Origin of the sequence: Streptomyces sp. NPDC053541, assembly GCF_044544705.1 — a bacterium.
In the GTDB taxonomy this organism is placed as follows: Bacteria; Actinomycetota; Actinomycetes; order Streptomycetales; family Streptomycetaceae; genus Streptomyces.
Map to the genome: position 1 here is coordinate 183,883 of NZ_JBITXM010000004.1, position 19,131 is coordinate 203,013.

The following is a 19,131-nucleotide window of genomic DNA, read 5'->3' on the forward strand; positions in this document are numbered from 1 at the left end:
CCCGTCCGCACCGGACCGGACCTTTCCGCTCAGTTGGAGAGCACACGCTCCAACAGGCCGACGAGCAGGGCGCGTTCGGCCACGGAGAGCGGCGCCATCAGCTCGTCCTGGACCTCGGTGACGATGCCGTCGAGGCGTTCGAGGTGCTCGGCGCCCTGCGGAGTGAGGGTGACGACGTTGCGGCGGCGGTCGTCGGGGTCGGGGGTGCGGGCGACATGGCCGCCCGCCTCCAACTCGTTGATGACGGCGACCAGATCGCTGCGGTAGATGCCGGTGCGCCGGCTCAGATCGGCCTGACTGGCCGGGCCGTACGCGTCCAGCGAGGCCAGGACCGCGTAGTGCCACTTGCGGGCGCCCTCGACGGCCAGCCGCTCGCCGACCAGACGGTCCGCCCGCGCCGAGGTCAGCGCGAGCAGCCGGCTGGGCAGGGCGCGGAGCCGGTCGGGGGCCTGCGCCTGGTGCTCGTCCACGCCGGGGCTCACAGGGCTGGAAGGACCGTCAGGACGGTCGGGGCTGCCGGAGTCGCCGGGACGGTCGGGGCGATCGGGGCGATCGGGGCGATCGGGGCCGTCAGGGTCACCGGCGTGGTCGGGGCTCTCGCTCATGCGAGGCAGATTACCTCTTGCGTTAGTGGCCCGAACGATTTACTGTCGTTAGTGCCACAAACGTTAGTGAAGCGAACGTTAGAGGGGGACCTTCTCATGACCACTTCTGTGTCCACGACCGCGACCACGCCCACGACCGTCTCGGCTCCGGCCGCCCCGGCCGACTCCCGGGCCCTCGGTCTCGCCCACTACGCCGCCCGGGGCGTCCTGGAGCACTTGCTGGCCCGGCACGGTGCGACCTTCCTGCAGCAGGTCACCCTGCGCGCGGCGGTCACGGCCGAGGCCCCGCAGCCGGCCGACGCCCTGGTCTCCCAGGTGCGGGCCTCCCTCAGGTGCGGCCCGGCCGACGTCCACGCCTCGCTCGACGAACTGCTGGCGAGCGGGCTGCTGGTCGCGGACGGCGACCATCTGCGGCCCACGGAGGCGGGCCGCGAACTCCTGGCCGCCGTCGCGGCCGAGACCGCGCCGGTCTCGGCCCGGATCTGGTCCGGCATACCGGCCGAGGACCTGACCGCCGCGGGCCGGGTCCTGGCCCTGGTCACCGAGCGGGCGAACGCGGAGCTCGCGGGCCTCGCGGCGCGGACGGTCGGACCGACCGACTGACGGACCGACTGACGGACCGACTGACTGGCGGACGACCGACCGACTGACGGACTGACTGACGGACCGACCGACTGATGGACCGACCGCCTGACGGAAGGACGGAGTGACGGGGGGGCTTGGACCATCCGGGTGCCCGGCGCCTTGGTCGGGGGCCCGCCGGGTGCCCGGCGGGTCCGCGCGCTCAGATCATCAGGACGATCCGCCCGGGCCGGCGGCCCGCCTCGGCGCGGCGGTGGGCCTCGGCGGCCTCTTCGAGGGGCATGACGTCGGCCACCCGGGTGATGAGTTCGCGGTCGGCGACCTTCTGGAAGATGGTGGCCAGCTCGGCGGGGTCGGGGCGGCCGAAGACGGTGTCGACGCGGATGTCGCGCTCGGCTTCGGGGGTCCGGTCCGTGGCGAGGGCGACGAAGGCGCCGCCGTCCTTGGCCGCGGGGAGGGCCGGGGAGCCGACGAGGGCGCCGTCGAAGACGCCGTCGACACGGTCGGGCACGGCCGCCAGGACCTGGGTCAGCACCTCGGCGGGTTCGCCTCGGGTGACGCAGTGCTTGGCGCCGAGGACCTTGAGCTCGCTCTCGTCGCCCTCGTGGGCGACGGCGACGACCTCCAGGCCGGCCGCGGAGGCGAACTGGACCGCGAAGCGGCCCACGACGCCGCTGGCACCGGTGACGAGGAGGGTCGAGCCCGGGGTCAGGCGGAGGACGTCCAGGCCCTGCTGGGCGGTGGCGGCGGCCAGCGGCACGGAGGCCGCCTGGGTGAAGTCCACGTCGTCCGCGATCGGCGCCAGCCACTCGGGGTCGACCCGGATGACCTCCGCGTAGGTGCCCTCGCCGGTCCGCTCGGTGAACCACGGCACGAAGCCCGCCACACGCGTGCCGGCCGGAAGGGTGCCCGCGGGGCCGGGCGCGGGGTCGAGCAGCCGGCCCGCGAAGTCCGTGCCCAGGACGAAGGGGGGACGGAGCGGGTCCAGCTCGTCGGCGTAGTAGCCCGCCCGGATCCTCAGGTCCGCGACGGTCACACCGGCCGCCTTCAGCCGGACCCGGACCTTGCCCGGCACCTCGCCCGCCTCGGGCTCGGGGCGGCGGGCCATGTGCAGGACCTCGGGTCCGCCGTAGGCGGTCACTTCGACGACACGCATGGGGTTCTCCTCCTGCGGCAGCCCCCTCGTGGCCCATTACACCCATGCCCGCCACCCCCGGCAACAGCTGACGGAAGCCCGGGGGAACCTGTCGGAAGGACGAACTCCAGATGGCCGGAATCAAGCTCTCGTACCGAACCGCACACCTGTCCGTACGGTGGCGCCCGTGGACTGGGTCAGCCCCGAGAACGTCATCGCCGTCGTCACCGCGCTGCTCGGCGTGGTCGTCACCTTCGCCGTGCTCGTCATCGAGCGACGGGTCCCGCGCCGCCGGCGCATCGGCTACCGGGTGCAGTTGGACACCCCGGTGGGAGACCGGGTCACCCGGCTCTTCAACGGGCGGGACGACATGACCGACGCCACCCTCGTGCTGCTGCGCTTCGAGAACGACGGCGGGGTCTCGATCGGGCGCGAGGACTACAACCAGGAGAACCACGGGCTGACCGTGCGGTTCACCCACCGCAGGATCGAGGCGGCGGCGGCCTCCCAGGCGCCGTTCGGCAGCAACGACCTCGGCGTCGGCACCGACCGGATCACCATCCCGAAGGTGGCGCTCAACCCGGGGGACTACTTCAAGGTGCTGGTCCTCCTCACCGGCGGCGAGGCCAAGGACGAGATCGCCGTCGAGGGGCCGATCCGCGACGGCAGCGTGCGGGTCAACCACAGCGCGACCTTCGACGACAAGCCGCCCGCCTTCGGCCGCGCCGCCCGGCGGGTCACCGTCGCCCTGACCGCCTGCGTGATCACGCTCGCCGCGATCATCGTGCTCCGCGACGACGTGCCGCCGCCCATCGGCTGCGCCCGGGGCACGCTCACCGTCATCGGCTCCACCGCCTTCGAGCCGGTCCTCGTGGACGTCGCCCGGCAGTACGAGCGGGACTGCGCGGGAGCCACCGTCCTGGTCGACACGCGCGGCTCCACCGCCGGCATACGGCGGCTCGCCGAGCAGGGCGGGCGACAGGGCAAGGGCGGCCCGCCCGCACTGATCGCGCTGTCGGACGGCCCCAAGCCGGACGGCTACCCGCAGCTGCGCGACACCGGCATCGCCGTCTCCCTCTTCACGCTCGTCGTCAACGACCGGGTGCCGCTGGACAACCTCACCCTGGAGAACATCCGCGCCCTGTACCGCGGCGACATCACCAACTGGCGCAGCCTGGGCGGGCCCGACCTGCCCGTGCGGCTGGTCAGCCGGGACGCGGACTCCGGTACCCGCGAGGTGTTCCAGCGCCGGGTCCTCGGGCGCAACGAGCCGGCCAACTCCTCCCGTAACTGCGCCGCCAAGGACGATCCGGAGGCCCTGGTGGTGCGCTGCGAGCTCGACAGCACGGAGCAGGTGCTGTCGACCGTCGCCGCCCTGCCCGGTGCCCTCGGCTACGCGGAGCTGCGCACCGGAAGCCGGCCGAAGGGACTGCACCGGGTCGCCGTCGACGGGCGAAGACCCGAGGTGACGGAGCTGGGCAGCTCGCCCTATCCGTACCGGGAGGTCGAGTACGCCTACACGTGGGGGCTGCCCGAGGCCGGTTCGCTGACCGCGAGCTTCCTCGCCTATCTGGGGCGGGGCGCCGGGCAGGACGTGGTGCTCGCGCACGGGCACCTGCCGTGTGCGACGCCCAAGGGCCTGCGGATCTGCGGCGCGGGATGACGGGGCGGCCCGGCCCCGGGGTCTGGCATCCTCTTGCGACGTGGATCCCTTGAACGCGGAAGACCCGGTCACCATAGGCCCGTTCCGGCTGCTCGGGCGGCTCGGCGTGGGCGGCATGGGGCGGGTGTACCTGGCCCGGTCGGCCGGCGGGCGCGCCGTCGCGGTGAAGGTCGTGCACCCGGAGCTGGCGGCGCAGGACGAGTTCCGGCGCCGCTTCGCGCGGGAGGTGTCCGCCCTGGAGCGGGTGGGCGGGACGGGCACGGCGCCGGTGCTCGGCTCCGACACGGAGGCCGAACTTCCCTGGGTGGCCGTGGGTTACGTGCCGGGGCCCTCGCTGCGGGCCGTGGTCGGCGACGAGTACGGGCCACTGCCGCCCGACAGCGTGCGCACCCTGGCCGCCGGGCTGGCCCGCGCGCTCACCCACATCCACGCGGCGGGCCTGGTCCACCGGGATCTGAAGCCGTCGAACGTGCTGCTCACGGTCGACGGGCCGCAGATCATCGACTTCGGCATCGCCCGTGCGCTCGACACCGTCACCGACGGCGGGCTGACCACCACCGGCGCGGTCGTCGGCTCGCCCGGCTTCATGTCGCCGGAGCAGGTGCGGGGCGAGCGGCTCAGTCCGGCGGCGGACATCTTCTGTCTGGGGTCGGTGCTGGCGTACGCGGCGACCGGGCGTTCGCCGTTCGGCGGGTCGGACAGCGGAGTGCACGCCACGATGTTCCGGATCGCGCACGACGAGCCCGACCTGACCGGTCTGGCGCCCGAGCTCGCCGGTCTGATCCGGGCCTGCCTCACCAAGGACCCGGCGGGCCGGCCCACGGCGGGCGAGATCGTCGAGACGCTCCCGGTGTCCGACCCGTGGCTCCCCGCGGACGTCCTGGCGCGTCTGGGACGGCACGCGGCGCAGTTGCTGGAGGCGGAGAGCACGGCTCTCGCCGAGAACGCCCCCGCCACGCCCCGCGCAGGCGAGTCGCGGGCCGCCGACACCGCGCCGGCGGCGCTCGCCGCGCCCCGGCGCCGGGGCCGTACCGCGCTGCTCGCCGCCGTCACGGCCGTGGTGGTGGCAGCGGCGGGCGGCCTGGCGTACACGTTCTGGCCGGACACGGGCATCGGCACCGACGAGCAGAAGAACAAGGCGCGCGGGGACGGCGGCTCGGTCTCGGCCCGCCCGGCCGGGATCGTTCCGGCCGGCTTCCTCGGCGCCTGGGAGGGCGTCCTCCAGGGCTCGGCCGAGGCTCCCCGGGAGACCGCGCGGATCGAGATCACCCAGGGCGCCGCGGGCTCCAAGAGCGCCGTGTACGTGCAGGTCACCGAGAACCGGCTGTGCATGGGGCGCTCCCGGCTCGTCTCGGCCGACGAGGACAAGGTCGTCTACGGCGATTCCGCCGTGACCACGAGCGTGCCCGCCGACCGCTGCACCCCGGCCGCCCAGCAGACCCTCACCCTGCGCTCCCCCGACGTCCTGGAATGGACCTCGGGCACGGTGAAGGCGACGTTCCGCAAGGCGCCGAGCGGACCGGCGGTCGTCCCCGCCCGCTTCCTCGGCCACTGGTCGCGCGTCCCCGCACCGGAGATGTACGGCGCGGACGACTCCCGCTACACCTCGGAGGTGACGATCACCCAGGGCCCGGTCGGCGCCCCCGTGATCAGCGTCATCGACGGCTATCCGCGCACCGTCGACGGCGTGAACACCTCCGAGGACTGGTCCTGCGGCACCACGGCGGTCCTCGCGGGCGTCGGCGACAAGCTGATCCTCGGCCCGAGTACCAAGGACGCGACGGCCTGGGACCGCGAGTGCCAGGAGGGCATGTCCCGCTACGCGGTCGTCGACACGTTCAAGGGCAAGGACCGGCTGTTGCTCTATCCGATGCTCGACAGCGAGCCGAACGAGTACTACCGCTCCTGAGGGTTCCGGAGCCCCGAGGCTCCGGGACCCGGCCCCTCAGCCGCCGAGCATCGGCAGGATCTGCTGGATGAGGGCGAGCGCCGGGGCGCCGAGCGGCGCCGCGGACTCGAGGATGCCACCGATCCGCTCCAGGGCGCTGCGCCGCACCGCCGGGTCGGTGGACTCGCCGATCTCCGCCACGGCGGTCTCCACCGTCCGGGCGCCCAGGGGCTGCAGCCGGCCGTGGAGTTCCTGGAGCAGCGGCAGCAACTCCGCGAGCGCGCGCTCCAGTTCGGCGCCGCCCGCGCCCGTCACGAGCGTGCGCTTGTCGATGCCGACGCTGTTCGTGGTCTGGTTCATGTGCACCACGTCGCCGTGGTAGTGGTCACCGGCCATCACTTCGCCACCCCCGTGTTGCCGCTGCCGCCGTACATGTTCACGGCGTCTCCGAAGTAGTAGTTGCCGTAGTTGGTGACGGCGAGGGTGCCCACCGTGGCGTGGAACTCCGCGTCCGGTTTGTCGATCGCCTCGGCGATCGAGTGGACGAGGCCCCTGAGGTACTCGGGCCTGCCGGTCACCAGCGCCGTGGACTGCCCGTTCGTCTCGACGGCGAGGACGTCGTGGGACGAGGCGAAGACCACGCCCGCCATGTCGGCGAAGAAGTAGATCAGCAGGATCACGGCCAGGATCACGGCGAGGCGGAGGATCCCCTCCGAACCGCTGTCACTCGATCCGTACGACCCGGAGTCCCACGACCCCGACGACGAGGAGTCCGAGAACATCATCAGCAGCAGGAGGACCAGGGCCGTGAGCCCGCCCCGCTTCAGGAAGCGGACGAAGGCCTCGCCGCGCCGGGGCCGGAGCACGAAGGTGTAGACCCGGACGATGTTCTCCAGCGGGTAGGCGCCGCCGTGCACCCACAGCAGCCGTTTGCTGATCACCAGCCCGGACCCGGGCGGCGGTGCCTGGGCCGGCATCGGCGGCGGGGTCTGCGCCCGCCCCCGTGCCGGTGGCGACGACGGCGGTGGCGACGACGGCGGTGGCGGCGATGACGGTGGTGGCGATGACGGCGGCGTTCCGTTCGTGTCCATGCGTTCCCCCGATGTGGAGCCGGCAATGACGTGCCACTCATTACGCAGCCGAACCACCCGCCTCACAAGGCGAGTTCAGGACTCCCGGGAGACGACTTCGGACACCACGCGGGCGTAGTCGCGCACCTCCGGGCGGGCGTCGTCGGCGCGCCAGGCGAGGGCGAAGCGGGTCGGGGCGACGCCGTCGACGGGGCGGACGACGACGCCTTCGCGGGTGAGCAGCGGGGCGTTGCCCTCGGCGACCAGACAGACGCCGAGGCCGTCGACGAGGGCTTCGTACGTCTCGTCCGTGGAGCCGATCTCGGCGCCGATCCGGGCCGGGCGGCCGTCCCGGGCGTCCAGGGCCAGCCAGTGGTCGCGCAGTCCGGGGGCGACGTCGCCGGGGAGGGCGAGGAAGGGCTCGTCGAGGAGTTCGGCGAAGGCGATCCGCTCGCGGCCGGCCAGCGGGTGCCGCTCGGACAGGGCGACGAGGCGCGGTTCGGTGGCGACGACGACCCAGCGGTAGCGCTCGGCATCGACCAGCGGGAGCCAGACGAAGGCCAGGTCGCTGGTGCGGTCGGCGAGGCCGGCGGTCGGGTCGTCCCAGCCGATCTGGCGCAGCCGCAGCCGGACCCCGGGGCGGGCCTCGGTGAAGCGGGAGCGGATCGCGGGCAGCAGGCCGCCGCGGCCGGGGCTGGTCGACATGCCGATGACGAGGGTGGCCTCGCGCGCGGCCCGGGCGGCCCGTACCGCGCCCGCGGCCTCCGCCCAGGCGGCGAGCACCGCGCGGGCGTGCGGCAGCAGGGCCGTACCGACCTCGGTGAGGCGGACGCCGTGCCGGTCGCGGTCGAAGAGCGGGGCGCCGAGCTGCCGCTCCAGGGCCCGGATCTGCTTGCTGAGCGCGGGCTGCGACACGTACAGACGCTCGGCGGCACGGGTGAAGTGCAGCTCCTCGGCGACCGCGAGGAAGTAGCGCAGGTCCCGGCCGTGCACGTCCGTGATGGTCATGCCCATGGGTTATCACGACAGGTCTTGGACGGCCAACTGCCCGCTCCCGCAGGCTGGTTGCACCGACGACGAGGGGAACCGAGGACATGAGCAAGGTCTGGCTGATCACCGGGGCGAACAGCGGGTTCGGGCGCGCCTTCACCGAGGCGGCGGTCGCCGCCGGGGACGTCGTGGTCGCCGCCGCGCGCCGCGTGGGCACCCTGGACGACCTGGTCGCCGCCCACCCGGACCAGGTCCACCCGGTCACCCTGGACGTCACCGACACGGCGGCGATCGAGCGGGTGGTGGCGGAGGTCGCCGAGCGGCACGGGCGCATCGACGTGCTGGTCAACAACGCGGGCCGCACCCACGTCGGCTCGGTCGAGGAGACCGGCGACGCGGAGCTGCGCTCGCTCTTCGACCTGCACGTCTTCGGTCCCGCGGCGCTGACCCGCGCGGTGCTGCCGCACATGCGGGCCCGCCGCTCCGGCGCAATCGTGCAGCTCAGCAGCGTGGGCGGGCAGGGCTCGCTGCCCGGGTTCGGGGCGTACAGCGCGACGAAGTTCGCCCTGGAGGGCCTGTCGGAGGCGCTGGCCGCCGAGGTGAAGCCGCTCGGCATCCACGTCCTGATCGTCGAGCCGGGCGCCTTCCGCACCTCGCTGTTCGGCGCGGGCAAGAGCCTCAGCGCGGACACCATCCCGGACTACGCGGAGACGGTCGGCGCGACCCGCGCCTTCGTCGAGGGCGGCGACGGCACCCAGGCCGGCGACCCGGCCAAGGCCGCGGCGGCCGTCCTCACCGCCCTGGACGCCGAGCACCCGCCGCTGCGGCTGGCCCTCGGCGCGGACTCCATCGACATGATCCACGCCCACCTCGACCAGGTCCGGGCGGACCTGGAGGCCTGGGACAAGGTCGGCCGGGAGACCACCTTCGACGTCTGAGCGGAAACCGGAGGAGGCCCGCACCCCCGTGGGGGTGCGGGCCTCCTCCGCATGTCACACGACCGCATGTCACACGGCCGCACGTCACACGACTTCATGTCACACGGCCGGCCTCACGACCTCAGTGGCACGACCTCGTGTCACACGACCGCATGTCGCACGACCGCATGTCGCACGACCGCATGTCGCACGACGGGCCTCACGGCCTACAGGAACGAGTTGATCTCGATCGTCTCGTCCCGGCCCGGGCCCACGCCGATCGCGGAGATCGGGGCGCCGGACATCTCCTCCAGGGCCTTCACGTAGCCCTGCGCGTTCTTCGGCAGGTCGGCGAAGGTCTTGGCCTTGGTGATGTCCTCGGACCAGCCCGGCAGCATCTCGTAGATCGGCTTCGCGTGGTGGAAGTCGGTCTGCGAGTAGGGCAGTTCCTCGACGCGCTTGCCGTCGATCTCGTACGCGACGCAGACCGGGATCTGCTCCCAGCCGGTGAGCACGTCGAGCTTGGTGAGGAAGAAGTCGGTCAGGCCGTTGACGCGGGTCGCGTAGCGGGCGATGACCGCGTCGAACCAGCCGCAGCGGCGGTCACGGCCGGTGGTCACACCGCGCTCGCCGCCGATCCGGCGCAGCGCCTCGCCGTCCTCGTCGAACAGCTCGGTCGGGAACGGGCCGGCGCCGACGCGGGTGGTGTACGCCTTGAGGATGCCGATGACCCGGCTGATCTTCGTCGGGCCCACGCCCGCGCCCGTGCAGGCACCGCCGGCGGTCGGGTTCGAGGAGGTGACGAAGGGGTACGTGCCATGGTCGACGTCGAGCAGGGTGCCCTGGCCGCCCTCGAAGAGGACGACCTTGCCCTCGTCGATGGCGTCGTTGAGGATCAACGTGGTGTCGGCGACGTACGGCTTGATCTGGTCGGCGTACTGGAGCATCTCCTCCACGATCCGGTCGGCCTCGATCGCGCGGCGGTTGAAGACCTTGGCGAGGAGCTGGTTCTTCTGCTCCAGGGCCGCTTCGACCTTCTGGGTGAGGATCGACTCGTCGTACAGGTCCTGGACCCGGATGCCGACGCGGTTGATCTTGTCGGCGTAGGTCGGGCCGATGCCACGGCCCGTGGTGCCGATCTTGCGCTTGCCGAGGAACCGTTCCGTCACCTTGTCGAGGGTGACGTTGTACGGGGTGATCAGGTGGGCGTTACCGCTGATCAGGAGCTTGGAGGTGTCGACGCCGCGCTCGTTCAGCCCGCTCAGCTCGGAGAGCAGGACCGCCGGGTCGACGACGACGCCGTTTCCGATGACCGGGGTGCACCCCGGGGAGAGGATTCCGGAAGGGAGAAGGTGCAGCGCGTACTTCTGGTCGCCCACGACGACCGTGTGGCCGGCATTGTTGCCGCCCTGGTAACGCACCACGTAGTCAACGGACCCACCGAGCAGGTCGGTGGCCTTTCCCTTGCCCTCGTCACCCCACTGAGCACCGAGCAGCACAAGTGCGGGCACAGGCGTACACCCCTTCCGGGCGGGGCAAGACCAAGGTCAGGGGGCCGACGCCGCCTCACCGGTGTGCCCCGGAATAGACGAAGCCCCTGGCGCAATAGCGCAAGGGGCTCTTGCACAAAGAGACTACCCGAGGAAGGACCGAGGTGTCGGCTCACGACCAGCTGCTGGTCATCATCGACCCGGTCGCCCGCCGAAGTGACGGCGAGTCCGTGCGGATCGCGAAAGATGTGTTGTCGGCGGGCGCGGAAGCGAAGATCTGCCTTCCGGACGGTCCCGAGGAATTCGCCCGCGCCCTGGCCCGGCGCGGCTCCCGGCACCCCGTCGTCCTCGGCGACGACCGCGCGCTGCTCCGTACGGTGACCCTGCTCCAGCGCGAGCAGGAGACGGCCGGCGGGGCGCTCTCGCTCGTTCCGATCGGTGCGCCCGACCGGGTGGCGACCGCCCGTGCGCTCGGTGTGCCGCCGGGCACGGTCGCCGCCGCGCGGGCGGTGCTTGACGGGGCGGTACGACGCCTGGACCTGCTGGTCGACGACAGCGGCGGCGTGGTGCTCGACCGCCTCGACGTGCCCGCCTCGGGCGGGGGGCCCGCGCCCGCGCCGCCGACCGTGTGGGACACCTGCCGCTCCCTGGTCCGCACCCTGGTGCGGCCCGCCCCGGCGGTCCTGGCCCCGCCCGTGCACCGGCTGCGCGTCGAGGCGGACGGGGAACTGCTCAGCGATCTCGACACCCCGCTGGCCGGCCTCACCGTCCGCGCCCTCGCGGGCACCCTCGCCCTGACCCTGCGCCCGCCCACCACCGACCCGCCCCGCACCACCACCGCCCGCACCCTGACCGTCGCGGGCCCGGACTTCCGCTACCGCGCCGACACGACGGTCACGGGCCCGGTCCGCCGCCGCACCTGGACGGTCCGGGCGAGCGCGTGGGGGCTGACGGTGCCGCGGGAGGAGGCTTAGGGCCTGTCCGGTGGATCAGGGCCGGGTTCGTCCCTGATCCACCGGACAGGCCCTAGTTCTGGGACCCGGCCTGGTGCTGGGCTTCCCTGTGGGCGCGCCAGCGGTCCATGATTCCGGTCATTTCGCCGTGGAGGAAGGCGAAGAACTCGGCGGTCTCGGCGAGGCGGCGGCCCGCCGCCGTGGTCGTGCCCAGGGTGTCGGTGCCCTCGCGGAGGATCTTCTCCCAGCGGGTGAGGACCTGGTCGCGGCGGGTGAAGGTCTCGTACCAGAGCTCGTTGTGGAGCACGTACAGATCGCGGCGGGTGCCGGGGTCGCGCTCGCGGCTGACCATGTCGACCTGGGAGAGGTAGCGGATCGCGCCGGAGACGGCGGCCGGGCTGATCTGGAGCCGTTCGGCGAGCTCGGCCGAGGTCATCGAGGCGGTCTCGGAGGCGAGCAGGGCCGCGAAGACGCGGGAGGCCATGCGCTGCATGCCGGCCGCGGTCATCTCGGCGGCGAAGCGCTCCACGAAGCGCGCCGTCGCGTCGGCGCCCGCGCCCGTATCGGCGTCGGTTCCGGGCCCGGAGCCCGTATCGGCCGGGCTCCGCTCGTCCGTCCCGCCCTCCGTCACGTCCTGGGTCATGCCCTTCGTCACGCCCTTCGTCATGCCCTCGGTCATGTCCTCCGTCGCGTGCTTCGTCGTGCCCCCGGGCGTGCCCTCAGTCATGCCGTCCACTATCTCACCCGCCTTCCATACGCTTCCTTAACTTCACAAGTTTGTGAAATGAGCGTACGTTCTGAAGCATGACGAAGGCAATCACCGTCGCCGGACTCCACAAGGCGTTCGGGCGCACCCACGCACTGGACGGCCTCGACCTCACCGTCGAGACCGGCGAGGTCCACGGCTTCCTCGGGCCCAACGGCGCCGGGAAGTCCACCACCATCCGGGTCCTCCTCGGGCTGCTGCGCGCCGACTCCGGCGCCGCCCAGGTGCTCGGCCGTGACCCCTGGCACGACGCCGTCGCCCTGCACCGGCGCATCGCCTACGTCCCCGGCGACGTCACCCTGTGGCGCAACCTCTCCGGCGGCGAGGTCATCGACCTCTTCGGGCGGCTGCGCGGCGGGCTCGACCGGGCCCGGCGGGCGGAGCTGATCGAGCGCTTCGAGCTCGACCCCACCAAGAAGGGCCGCACCTACTCCAAGGGCAACCGCCAGAAGGTCGCCCTGGTCGCCGCCTTCGCCTCCGACGCCGAGCTGTTCGTCCTCGACGAGCCGACCAGCGGCCTCGACCCGCTGATGGAGGAGGTCTTCCAGCAGTGCGTCGCCGAGGCCCGCGGGCGCGGCGCGACGGTGCTGCTGTCCAGCCACATCCTCAGCGAGGTCGAGGAGCTGTGCGACCGGGTGAGCATCATCCGCAAGGGCCGCACGGTCGAGTCCGGTTCGCTCGCCGAGCTGCGCCACCTCACCCGTACCAGCGTCTCCGCCGAGCTCGCCGCCTCCCCCAACGGCCTCGCCCACCTCCCCGGCGTCCACGACCTCGACGTGCAGGGCCACCGCGTCCGGCTTCAGGTCGACACCGACAAGCTCGACGCCGTACTCCGCTCGCTCACCGCGTCGGGGGTGCGGAGCCTCACCAGCACCCCGCCCACCCTGGAGGAGCTCTTCCTCCGCCACTACGCGGACGAGGTGGCCTCGTGACCGCCCTCACCGGGACCGGGACCCTCACCCGGCTCGCCCTGCGCCGCGACCGCCTGATGCTGCCGGTCTGGGCCCTGGTCACCGGCGGCATGGTCGCCAGTGGCGCCGGCTCCCTCCAGGGCCTGTACGGGACGGCGGCGCAGCGCGCCGAGCTGGCCGCGTCCATGAACGCCAACAGCTCGATGCGCTCGCTCTACGGGCCCGTCTTCGACGACTCCCTCGGCGGCCTGGTGGCCTGGCGGTTCGGCACCTTCGCCGCCGTGCTCGCCGCCGTGATGAGCCTGGTCATCGTGGTCCGGCACACCCGCGAGGAGGAGGAGACGGGCCGTCAGGAGATGTTGTCGGCCGGGGCGGTGGGCCGCCGCGCCCCGCTGACGGCGGCGCTGCTCGCCGCGCTCACCGCCAACACCGCCGTGACGCTCCTCGTCGCGGCCGGGCTCGCCGGCCAGGGACCGGCCGGGGCGCTCGCGCTCGGCCTGGCCATCGGCGGCACCGGGATGGTCTTCGCGACCCTGGCCGCGATCGCCGCCCAGCTCACCGAGAGCGCCCGGCTCGCCAAGGGCCTGACGGCCGGCGTGCTCGGCCTCGCCTTCGCCCTGCGCGCGGCCGGCGACGCCGGGAACGCCGACGGCGACTCCGTCCTGACCTGGCTCTCGCCGATCGGCTGGGCCGAGCACGTGCGCGCCTTCGCCGGCGAACGCTGGTGGGTGCTGCTGCTCACCGGCGCCGCCGTGCTGCTCCAGACGGGCCTCGCCTACGTGCTCACCGCGCGCCGCGACGTCGGCATGAGCTTCCTGCCCACCCGCCCCGGACCGGCCGTCGGCGGACTGGCGACGGCCGGGGCGCTCGCCTGGCGGCTCCAGCGCGGCACGCTGCTCGGCTGGGCACTCGGCTTCCTGCTCGGCGGGCTCGTCTTCGGCGGGATGGTCGAGGGCGCGGCCGACATCGTCGGCGACAACGAACAGGCCCGGCAGATCTTCGAGCGCATGGGCGGACAGAACGCGCTCACCGACGCCTTCCTCGCCACCATGGTCGGGCTCTTCGGCATGGTCGCCGCCCTGTTCGCGGTCGGCTCGGTGCTCCGGCTGCACGGCGAGGAGACCTCGCAGCGCGCCGAACCGCTGCTCGCCGCCCCGGTCGGACGGCTCCGCTGGGCTGCCGGGCACCTGCTGGTCGCCTTCGCCGGTTCGGTGCTGATCATGCTGCTCGCCGGGGCCGGCCTGGCCCTCGCGTACGGGAAGGAGACCGGCCCCGTCCTGGGCGCCGCGCTCGCGCAGCTCCCGGCGGTGTGGACGCTCGCGGGCCTCGCGGTGCTGCTGTGGGGCGCCTTCCCGAAGGCGGCGCCGGCGGCCTGGGGGGTCGCCGGGGTGTGCCTGGCGCTGGGCTGGATCGGCCCGGCGCTGGACCTTCCGCAGGCGGTCCTGAACCTCTCCCCCTTCGGTCACCTGCCGAAGCTGCCCGGCCCGGATCCCTCCTGGACCCCGCTGCTCGTCCTCACGGCCCTCGCCGCCGCGCTGGTGACGGCCGGCCTGGCGGGCCTGCGCCGCCGGGACCTGCTGAGCTGACGCCCGTACGGCCCCGCCCGCCCGGCGCACGCCCCGACCGGCTCCGCACCCCGACCGGCTCCGCACCTCGCCCCGCCCCAGACCTTGCCCCGCCCCACGCCTCGCCCCGCTCACACCTCGACCAGCAGCTCCTCGAAGCCCCGGATCACGTACCCCGGCTTGCGCACCGGCTCGGCGGCGAGCCGCAGGCCGGGGGCCTGCCGGAGCAACTCGGCGAAGACGGCGGTGAGTTCGAGCCGGGCGAGCGGGGCGCCGAGGCAGTAGTGGATGCCGGCGCCGAAGGTGATGTGCGGATTGTCGGCGCGGGTCAGGTCGAGCGCGTCGGCGCTCGGGCCGAAGCGGGCGGGGTCGCGGTTGGCCGAGCCGAAGAGCAGGGCGACCTCGGAGCCGCGCGGGATGACGACCCCGCCGAGCTCGATGTCGTCGAGGACCCAGCGCTCGAACATCTGCAGCGGGGTGTCGTACCGGAGGAGTTCTTCCACAGCTGTGGACAACTTTCCGGGATCGACGTCGGGCCGGACCCCGTGCCGGAAGAGCGTCCACCAGCCGTTGACCGTGGTGTTCACGGTGGCCTCGTGGCCCGCGTTCAGGAGCAGGACACAGGTGGAGATCATCTCCTGCTCGGTCAGCTCCGTCACGCCGAGCAGGCCCGAGATCAGGTCCTCCCCCGGGTCCTCGCGCCGGCGGGCGATCAACTCCCGCAGGTAGTCGGAGAATTCGATCGAGGCGCGGACCGCCCTGCGGGCCGTCTCCTCGGACGGGTTGAGCTCGAACATCCCGCAGATGTCCGCCGACCAGGGCCGCAGCCGGGCCCGTTCCTCGTCCTCCTCCGGGATGCCGAGCATCTCGGCGATCACCGCCACCGGCAGCGGCTCGGCCACGGCCGCCTGGAGGTCTCCGCCCCCCGCCGCCACGAGGTCCGCCACCAGCCCGGCCGCGAGCCGCCGCACCGTCGGGGCCAGCCGCTCCACGGTCCGCGGCGTGAACGCCTTCGACACCAGGCGCCGGATCCGGCTGTGGTCGGCGCCCTCCAGGTCGAGCAGCCCGTGGTCGTTGAGCGTGTGGAAGGGCTCGTGCGCCGGGTCGGGCGCCGGGCGGCCGAACTCCTCGTGGCTGAAGCGGTGGGTGTACGTGCGGCCCAGGCGGCGGTCCCGCAGCAGCGCCGACACGTCCTCGTAGTGCGGGATCAGCCACTGGCGGGTCGGCGCGTACCAGTGGGCCCGGCCGGTGGCGCGCAGGCGCTCGTAGGCCGGATAGGGATCGGCGACGAACTCCGGGGACCAGGGGTCGAAGGCGGCGTGAGCGGCATCGGCAGCGTCCATGGCTGGACGCTACCCGGTGCCGGCCGTCTCCTGACCGACCTACATGCCTACCGGTCCACAGGCCTGCCGGTCCACAGGCCTGCCGGTCCACAGGCCTACCGGTCCACGGGTCTGCCGGTCCACAGGCCTACCGGTCCACAGGCCTACCCGCCTACCCGCACCAAGCGAGCCTCGTACGCGAAGACGGCCGCCTGCGTCCGGTCGCGCAGGCCCAGTTTCACCAGGACGCGGCTCACATGGGTCTTGATGGTGGACTCGGCGACGACGAGGTGCTCGGCGATCTCGGCGTTCGACAGGCCCTGCGCGATCAGCACCAGGACCTCCGTCTCCCGCTCGGTCAGCTCGCCGATCCGGGAGACCGCGGGCGGGCGCGGGGAGGCGGCCGCCGCCTTGGCGAACTCCGTGATGAGGCGCTTGGTGACGGTCGGCGCGAGCAGCGCCTCACCGGCCGCGACCACCCGGACGCCCTCGGCGAGCTGCCGGGCGGAGGCGTCCTTGAGCAGGAAGCCGGAGGCGCCGGCGCGCAGCGCCTGGTACACGTACTCGTCGAGGTCGAAGGTGGTGAGCACCAGGACCTTCGCGTCCGCGTCGGCGGCGACGATCTCGCGGGTGGCCTCGATGCCGTTCAGCTCGGGCATCCGGATGTCCATGAGGACCACGTCGGGGCGCAGGGCGGCGACCTGGGTGACGGCCTCGCGGCCGTTCACCGCCTCGCCGACGACCTCGATGTCGGGCATCGCGCCCAGCAGCACCGAGAAGCCCTCGCGGACCATCATCTGGTCGTCGACGATCAGCACCCGGATCACGGCCGCGACTCCTCTCGCTCGTCCCGCTCGTCCCGCTGGTCCCGCTCCTTCTGTTCCTGCCGCCCGTCGCGCTCGTCGCGTTCCCGGCTGACGGGGACGAAGACGGTGACCTCGTAGCCCCCGTCGGGGGTGGCCTCGGCGGTCATGTCGCCGCCCAGCATCGTGACGCGCTCGCGCATGCCGGTGATCCCGTGGCCCGCCCCGGGCGAGGGCTTCACGAGGCCGCGCGCCGGGCCGTTGGCGATCCGCAGGCCGAGGCCGCCGAGGACGTAGCCGATCTCAACCCGGGCGGCGGCGCCGGGCGCGTGCCGCAACACGTTCGACAGGGCCTCCTGGACGATCCGGTACGCGGAGAGCTCGACACCCTGCGGCAGCTCCCGCACCGCGCCGGTCACCGCCTTCTCCACGTCGAGCCCGGCCTCGCGGACGTTGGCGACCAGGGCGTCGAGGTCGGCCAGCGTGGGCTGGGGCGCGTCCGGGGCCTCGTAGTCCTCGGCCCGGACCACCCCGAGGATGCGGCGCAGCTCGGTGAGCGCGGCCACCGCGTTCTCGCGGATGGTGAGGAAGGCCTGCTCCAGCTCCGGCGGCGGGTTCTCCACCCGGTACGGGGCGGCCTCGGCCTGGATCGCGACCACCGACATGTGGTGCGCGACGACGTCGTGCAGCTCGCGGGCGATGGTGGTGCGCTCCTCCAGCAGGGTCCGCCTGGACCGCTCGGCGGCGGTGACGGTCTGCTGGGCGGTGACTTCGCGGGCGGCCTGGCGGCGGACCTGGGAGGTGGTGACGATCAGCAGGCACACTCCGGCGACGAACAGCAGCGCGAGGGCGTTGTCGGCGCCGCTCGCACCGATGAGGACCGTGGCGAAGAGGGCGTAGCCGGCGGTGACCAGCCACATCCAGCCGCCGGTGCGCGGCCGGGTGCGCAGGGCGACGACGACGAGGACCACGAGGTGCGCGGCGAGCGAGTTCGGGGCCCACGGCCAGTCCCCGCCGTGGCCGCCCAGGAAGGCGATGAAGGGCGTGGAGACGAGCGAGGCCCAGAAGGCGAGCATCGGGCGGATCAGGGTGAGCACCACGGTCGCGGCCGGTACGACGGCGTAGAAGAGCACGGCCGGATTCAAGGAGCTCCTGGCCTCGGCGAGCCCCAGGAAGAAGACGATCACCGCGGCGAGGCCGACGGTGAGGTGCGGGAGCACGCCGAGTTCGTCGCGGATGCGCTCCGGCAGCAACCGCAGCGGCCCCCGCTCCACCTCCATGCGGGGCAGCGGGCGGTAGGCGAAGGCGTCGGTGAAGAGGTCCGCGCGCAGACCGCCGAGCGCCTTCAGGGTCAGGCGGAGCTCGGGGCTGCGGCTCGTGTCGGTGGTCCGGGTCGAAGTCACCGGACCACCGTACGGGCGGCCCGCGCCGGGGTCGTCCGGCTGCGTACGGATCCCGGCGGGTCCCCCTTGAGGACTACCCGGGTCCGTCCGGAGCGCCCGACCGTGCTCAGAAGGCGAGCTGGGCGATCTCCTCCGCGACCACCGCGCAGGCGTCCGCCGCCGGGTCGATCAGCGGGAAGTGGCCGACGTCCTCCAGGAAGGTGCAGCCGACGGTCTCGCCGGCCTCGGCCGCCGCGGTCGCGTAGGCCTCGGCGACGGCGGGCGGGACGACGATGTCGGTGCGGCCCTGGACGAGGGTGGTGGCGATGCCGGTCGGCAGCAGCGCGGCCGGGTCGGCGAGCGCCGCACGGGCCTCGAACTCGGCCTCGCCGCCGAGGAGTTCGGTGACGGCTCCGCCGCACACGCCGAGTTCGACGGCGCGCGCGAAGTGCGCGATGGGGGCGAGCGCCACGACCCCGCGCAGCGCGGGCGGGGCGGGCAGCCGCCAGGGCGAGCCGGCCGGCAGCACGTGCCGGGCGGCGGCCCACAGGGCGAGGTGGCCGCCGGCGGAGTGGCCGGTGAGCACGGTCCGGCGCGGATCGGCCTGCGGGAGGTGCGCGGCGGCGAGCTCCGGCAGGGCGTCGAGGGCGGCGGCCACGTCGTCGAAGGTCTCGGGCCAGCGCCCGGCGACCGGGGCGGTGCCGCCCTGGCGGGGGATGTCGCTGCCGCGCCGGTACTCGACGCTGGCCACGGCGAAGCCGCGGCGGGCCAGGAAGTCCACGAAGGGGGTCAGGTGCTGCCGGTCGTACGGGGCGCGCCAGGCGCCGCCGTGCAGGGCGACGACCAGGGGCGCGCTCGGCCGGCCGTCGCGCGGCGCGTAGAAGTCGACGACCTGGTCGGGGTGCGCGCCGTACGCGGCGGAGGCGTCCGGGGCGACGGCCGGGTGCGAGAAAGCCGATGCCTCTTCGGCGGCGTCGCGCGCGGCGGGGTCCGGCATGGTGCTTCCAACCTCTCCTCAGACGGGGCCGATTGACCGATCCATCGGCCTGACCTGCGGGGACCGTACCAGGAGTGCGGCCCCCGCAGATC

General features: G+C 73.5%; 18 protein-coding genes. 7 read left to right on the forward strand and 11 right to left on the reverse strand.

Annotated elements, in window-relative coordinates:
* Positions 1–29: 29 nt before the first annotated feature.
* Positions 30–470 (reverse strand): MarR family winged helix-turn-helix transcriptional regulator, encoded by a 441-nt coding sequence (locus tag ACIGW2_RS11385; RefSeq protein ID WP_399842932.1) that lies wholly within the window; start codon positions 468–470, stop codon positions 30–32.
* Positions 471–701: 231 nt separating this feature from the next.
* Between ACIGW2_RS11385 and ACIGW2_RS11390 the strand changes: the two genes are divergently transcribed.
* Entirely contained in the window at positions 702–1,208 is a 507-nt protein-coding gene (locus ACIGW2_RS11390) for a MarR family transcriptional regulator (RefSeq protein ID WP_399842934.1), read from the forward strand.
* 181 nt (positions 1,209–1,389) lie between these two features.
* Here the strand turns inward: ACIGW2_RS11390 and ACIGW2_RS11395 are convergent, their stop codons facing one another.
* Positions 1,390–2,343: an NADP-dependent oxidoreductase gene (locus ACIGW2_RS11395; RefSeq protein WP_391654167.1), complete on the reverse strand. Its 954-nt coding sequence runs from the start codon at positions 2,341–2,343 to the stop codon at positions 1,390–1,392.
* Between the two features lie 166 nt (positions 2,344–2,509).
* Here ACIGW2_RS11395 and ACIGW2_RS11400 point away from each other — a divergent pair, with 166 nt between their 5' ends.
* Together ACIGW2_RS11400 and ACIGW2_RS11405 are read left to right on the forward strand one after the other, a co-directional pair.
* Positions 2,510–3,985 carry a substrate-binding domain-containing protein gene (locus ACIGW2_RS11400; protein ID WP_399842937.1) on the forward strand — a complete coding sequence of 492 codons (1,476 nt, stop codon included), beginning with the start codon at positions 2,510–2,512 and terminating at the stop codon, positions 3,983–3,985.
* A gap of 40 nt (positions 3,986–4,025) precedes the next feature.
* Positions 4,026–5,894: a serine/threonine-protein kinase gene (locus ACIGW2_RS11405; RefSeq protein ID WP_399842940.1), complete on the forward strand. Its 1,869-nt coding sequence runs from the start codon at positions 4,026–4,028 to the stop codon at positions 5,892–5,894.
* Positions 5,895–5,930: 36 nt separating this feature from the next.
* Here ACIGW2_RS11405 and ACIGW2_RS11410 read toward each other — a convergent pair whose 3' ends face one another.
* From ACIGW2_RS11410 to ACIGW2_RS11420, 3 genes are all read right to left on the reverse strand, one after another.
* The gene (locus ACIGW2_RS11410) at positions 5,931–6,269 is read right to left on the reverse strand and encodes a hypothetical protein (RefSeq protein ID WP_361584905.1); all 339 of its coding nucleotides are present in this window, start codon (positions 6,267–6,269) and stop codon (positions 5,931–5,933) included.
* Complete coding sequence (locus ACIGW2_RS11415) at positions 6,269–6,850, reverse strand: DUF6232 family protein (RefSeq protein ID WP_399842944.1); 582 nt, start codon at positions 6,848–6,850, stop codon at positions 6,269–6,271. Before ACIGW2_RS11415 ends, ACIGW2_RS11410 begins: the two co-directional genes overlap by 1 nt.
* A 189-nt stretch (positions 6,851–7,039) precedes the next feature.
* Complete coding sequence (locus ACIGW2_RS11420; RefSeq protein ID WP_391654160.1) at positions 7,040–7,951, reverse strand: LysR family transcriptional regulator; 912 nt, start codon at positions 7,949–7,951, stop codon at positions 7,040–7,042.
* An 86-nt stretch (positions 7,952–8,037) separates the two neighbouring features.
* On the opposite strand from ACIGW2_RS11420, the gene ACIGW2_RS11425 reads away from it, so the two are divergent.
* Complete coding sequence (locus ACIGW2_RS11425) at positions 8,038–8,871, forward strand: oxidoreductase (protein ID WP_356063352.1); 834 nt, start codon at positions 8,038–8,040, stop codon at positions 8,869–8,871.
* Positions 8,872–9,077: 206 nt separating this feature from the next.
* Here the strand turns inward: ACIGW2_RS11425 and ACIGW2_RS11430 are convergent, their stop codons facing one another.
* On the reverse strand, positions 9,078–10,361 hold the full coding sequence (locus ACIGW2_RS11430; protein ID WP_356063355.1) for an adenylosuccinate synthase: 1,284 nt from the start codon (positions 10,359–10,361) through the stop codon (positions 9,078–9,080).
* Between the two features lie 143 nt (positions 10,362–10,504).
* Between ACIGW2_RS11430 and ACIGW2_RS11435 the strand changes: the two genes are divergently transcribed.
* Positions 10,505–11,314 (forward strand): diacylglycerol kinase, encoded by an 810-nt coding sequence (locus ACIGW2_RS11435; RefSeq protein ID WP_399842948.1) that lies wholly within the window; start codon positions 10,505–10,507, stop codon positions 11,312–11,314.
* 52 nt (positions 11,315–11,366) lie between these two features.
* Here ACIGW2_RS11435 and ACIGW2_RS11440 read toward each other — a convergent pair whose 3' ends face one another.
* Complete coding sequence (locus tag ACIGW2_RS11440; protein ID WP_399843519.1) at positions 11,367–11,801, reverse strand: GbsR/MarR family transcriptional regulator; 435 nt, start codon at positions 11,799–11,801, stop codon at positions 11,367–11,369.
* Positions 11,802–12,097: 296 nt separating this feature from the next.
* Between ACIGW2_RS11440 and ACIGW2_RS11445 the strand changes: the two genes are divergently transcribed.
* Both ACIGW2_RS11445 and ACIGW2_RS11450 read left to right on the forward strand, forming a co-directional pair.
* A complete protein-coding gene (locus ACIGW2_RS11445) occupies positions 12,098–12,991 on the forward strand; it encodes an ATP-binding cassette domain-containing protein (RefSeq protein ID WP_391654158.1) in 894 nt (297 codons plus the stop codon).
* A gap of 56 nt (positions 12,992–13,047) precedes the next feature.
* A complete protein-coding gene (locus ACIGW2_RS11450; protein ID WP_391654261.1) occupies positions 13,048–14,556 on the forward strand; it encodes an ABC transporter permease in 1,509 nt (502 codons plus the stop codon).
* A gap of 110 nt (positions 14,557–14,666) precedes the next feature.
* Here the strand turns inward: ACIGW2_RS11450 and ACIGW2_RS11455 are convergent, their stop codons facing one another.
* The 4 genes from ACIGW2_RS11455 to ACIGW2_RS11470 form a co-directional block, all read right to left on the reverse strand.
* Complete coding sequence (locus ACIGW2_RS11455) at positions 14,667–15,878, reverse strand: cytochrome P450 (RefSeq protein ID WP_399842952.1); 1,212 nt, start codon at positions 15,876–15,878, stop codon at positions 14,667–14,669.
* 143 nt (positions 15,879–16,021) lie between these two features.
* Positions 16,022–16,684, reverse strand: coding sequence for a response regulator (locus tag ACIGW2_RS11460; RefSeq protein WP_391654156.1), 663 nt, complete (start codon positions 16,682–16,684; stop codon positions 16,022–16,024).
* Positions 16,681–18,063, reverse strand: a complete 1,383-nt coding sequence (locus ACIGW2_RS11465; RefSeq protein ID WP_399842956.1) for a sensor histidine kinase — start codon at positions 18,061–18,063, stop codon at positions 16,681–16,683. Before ACIGW2_RS11465 ends, ACIGW2_RS11460 begins: the two co-directional genes overlap by 4 nt.
* Positions 18,064–18,169: 106 nt before the next feature.
* Positions 18,170–19,039 (reverse strand): alpha/beta hydrolase, encoded by an 870-nt coding sequence (locus ACIGW2_RS11470; RefSeq protein ID WP_356063372.1) that lies wholly within the window; start codon positions 19,037–19,039, stop codon positions 18,170–18,172.
* Positions 19,040–19,131: the final 92 nt, after the last annotated feature.

Excerpts from the sequence above, each read along its gene's own strand:
- ACIGW2_RS11395 (WP_391654167.1), bottom strand. The coding sequence starts at position 2,343 with ATGCGTGTCGTCGAAGTGACCGCCTACGGCGGACCCGAGGTCCTGCAC.
- ACIGW2_RS11420 (WP_391654160.1), bottom strand. The coding sequence starts at position 7,951 with ATGACCATCACGGACGTGCACGGCCGGGACCTGCGCTACTTCCTCGCG.
- ACIGW2_RS11450 (WP_391654261.1), top strand. The coding sequence starts at position 13,048 with ATGCTGCCGGTCTGGGCCCTGGTCACCGGCGGCATGGTCGCCAGTGGC.
- ACIGW2_RS11410 (WP_361584905.1), bottom strand. The coding sequence starts at position 6,269 with ATGGCCGGTGACCACTACCACGGCGACGTGGTGCACATGAACCAGACC.
- ACIGW2_RS11445 (WP_391654158.1), top strand. The coding sequence starts at position 12,098 with ATGACGAAGGCAATCACCGTCGCCGGACTCCACAAGGCGTTCGGGCGC.
- ACIGW2_RS11425 (WP_356063352.1), top strand. The coding sequence starts at position 8,038 with ATGAGCAAGGTCTGGCTGATCACCGGGGCGAACAGCGGGTTCGGGCGC.
- ACIGW2_RS11390 (WP_399842934.1), top strand. The coding sequence starts at position 702 with ATGACCACTTCTGTGTCCACGACCGCGACCACGCCCACGACCGTCTCG.
- ACIGW2_RS11415 (WP_399842944.1), bottom strand. The coding sequence starts at position 6,850 with ATGCCGGCCCAGGCACCGCCGCCCGGGTCCGGGCTGGTGATCAGCAAA.
- ACIGW2_RS11470 (WP_356063372.1), bottom strand. The coding sequence starts at position 19,039 with ATGCCGGACCCCGCCGCGCGCGACGCCGCCGAAGAGGCATCGGCTTTC.
- ACIGW2_RS11440 (WP_399843519.1), bottom strand. The coding sequence starts at position 11,801 with ATGACCGCGGCCGGCATGCAGCGCATGGCCTCCCGCGTCTTCGCGGCC.
- ACIGW2_RS11455 (WP_399842952.1), bottom strand. The coding sequence starts at position 15,878 with ATGGACGCTGCCGATGCCGCTCACGCCGCCTTCGACCCCTGGTCCCCG.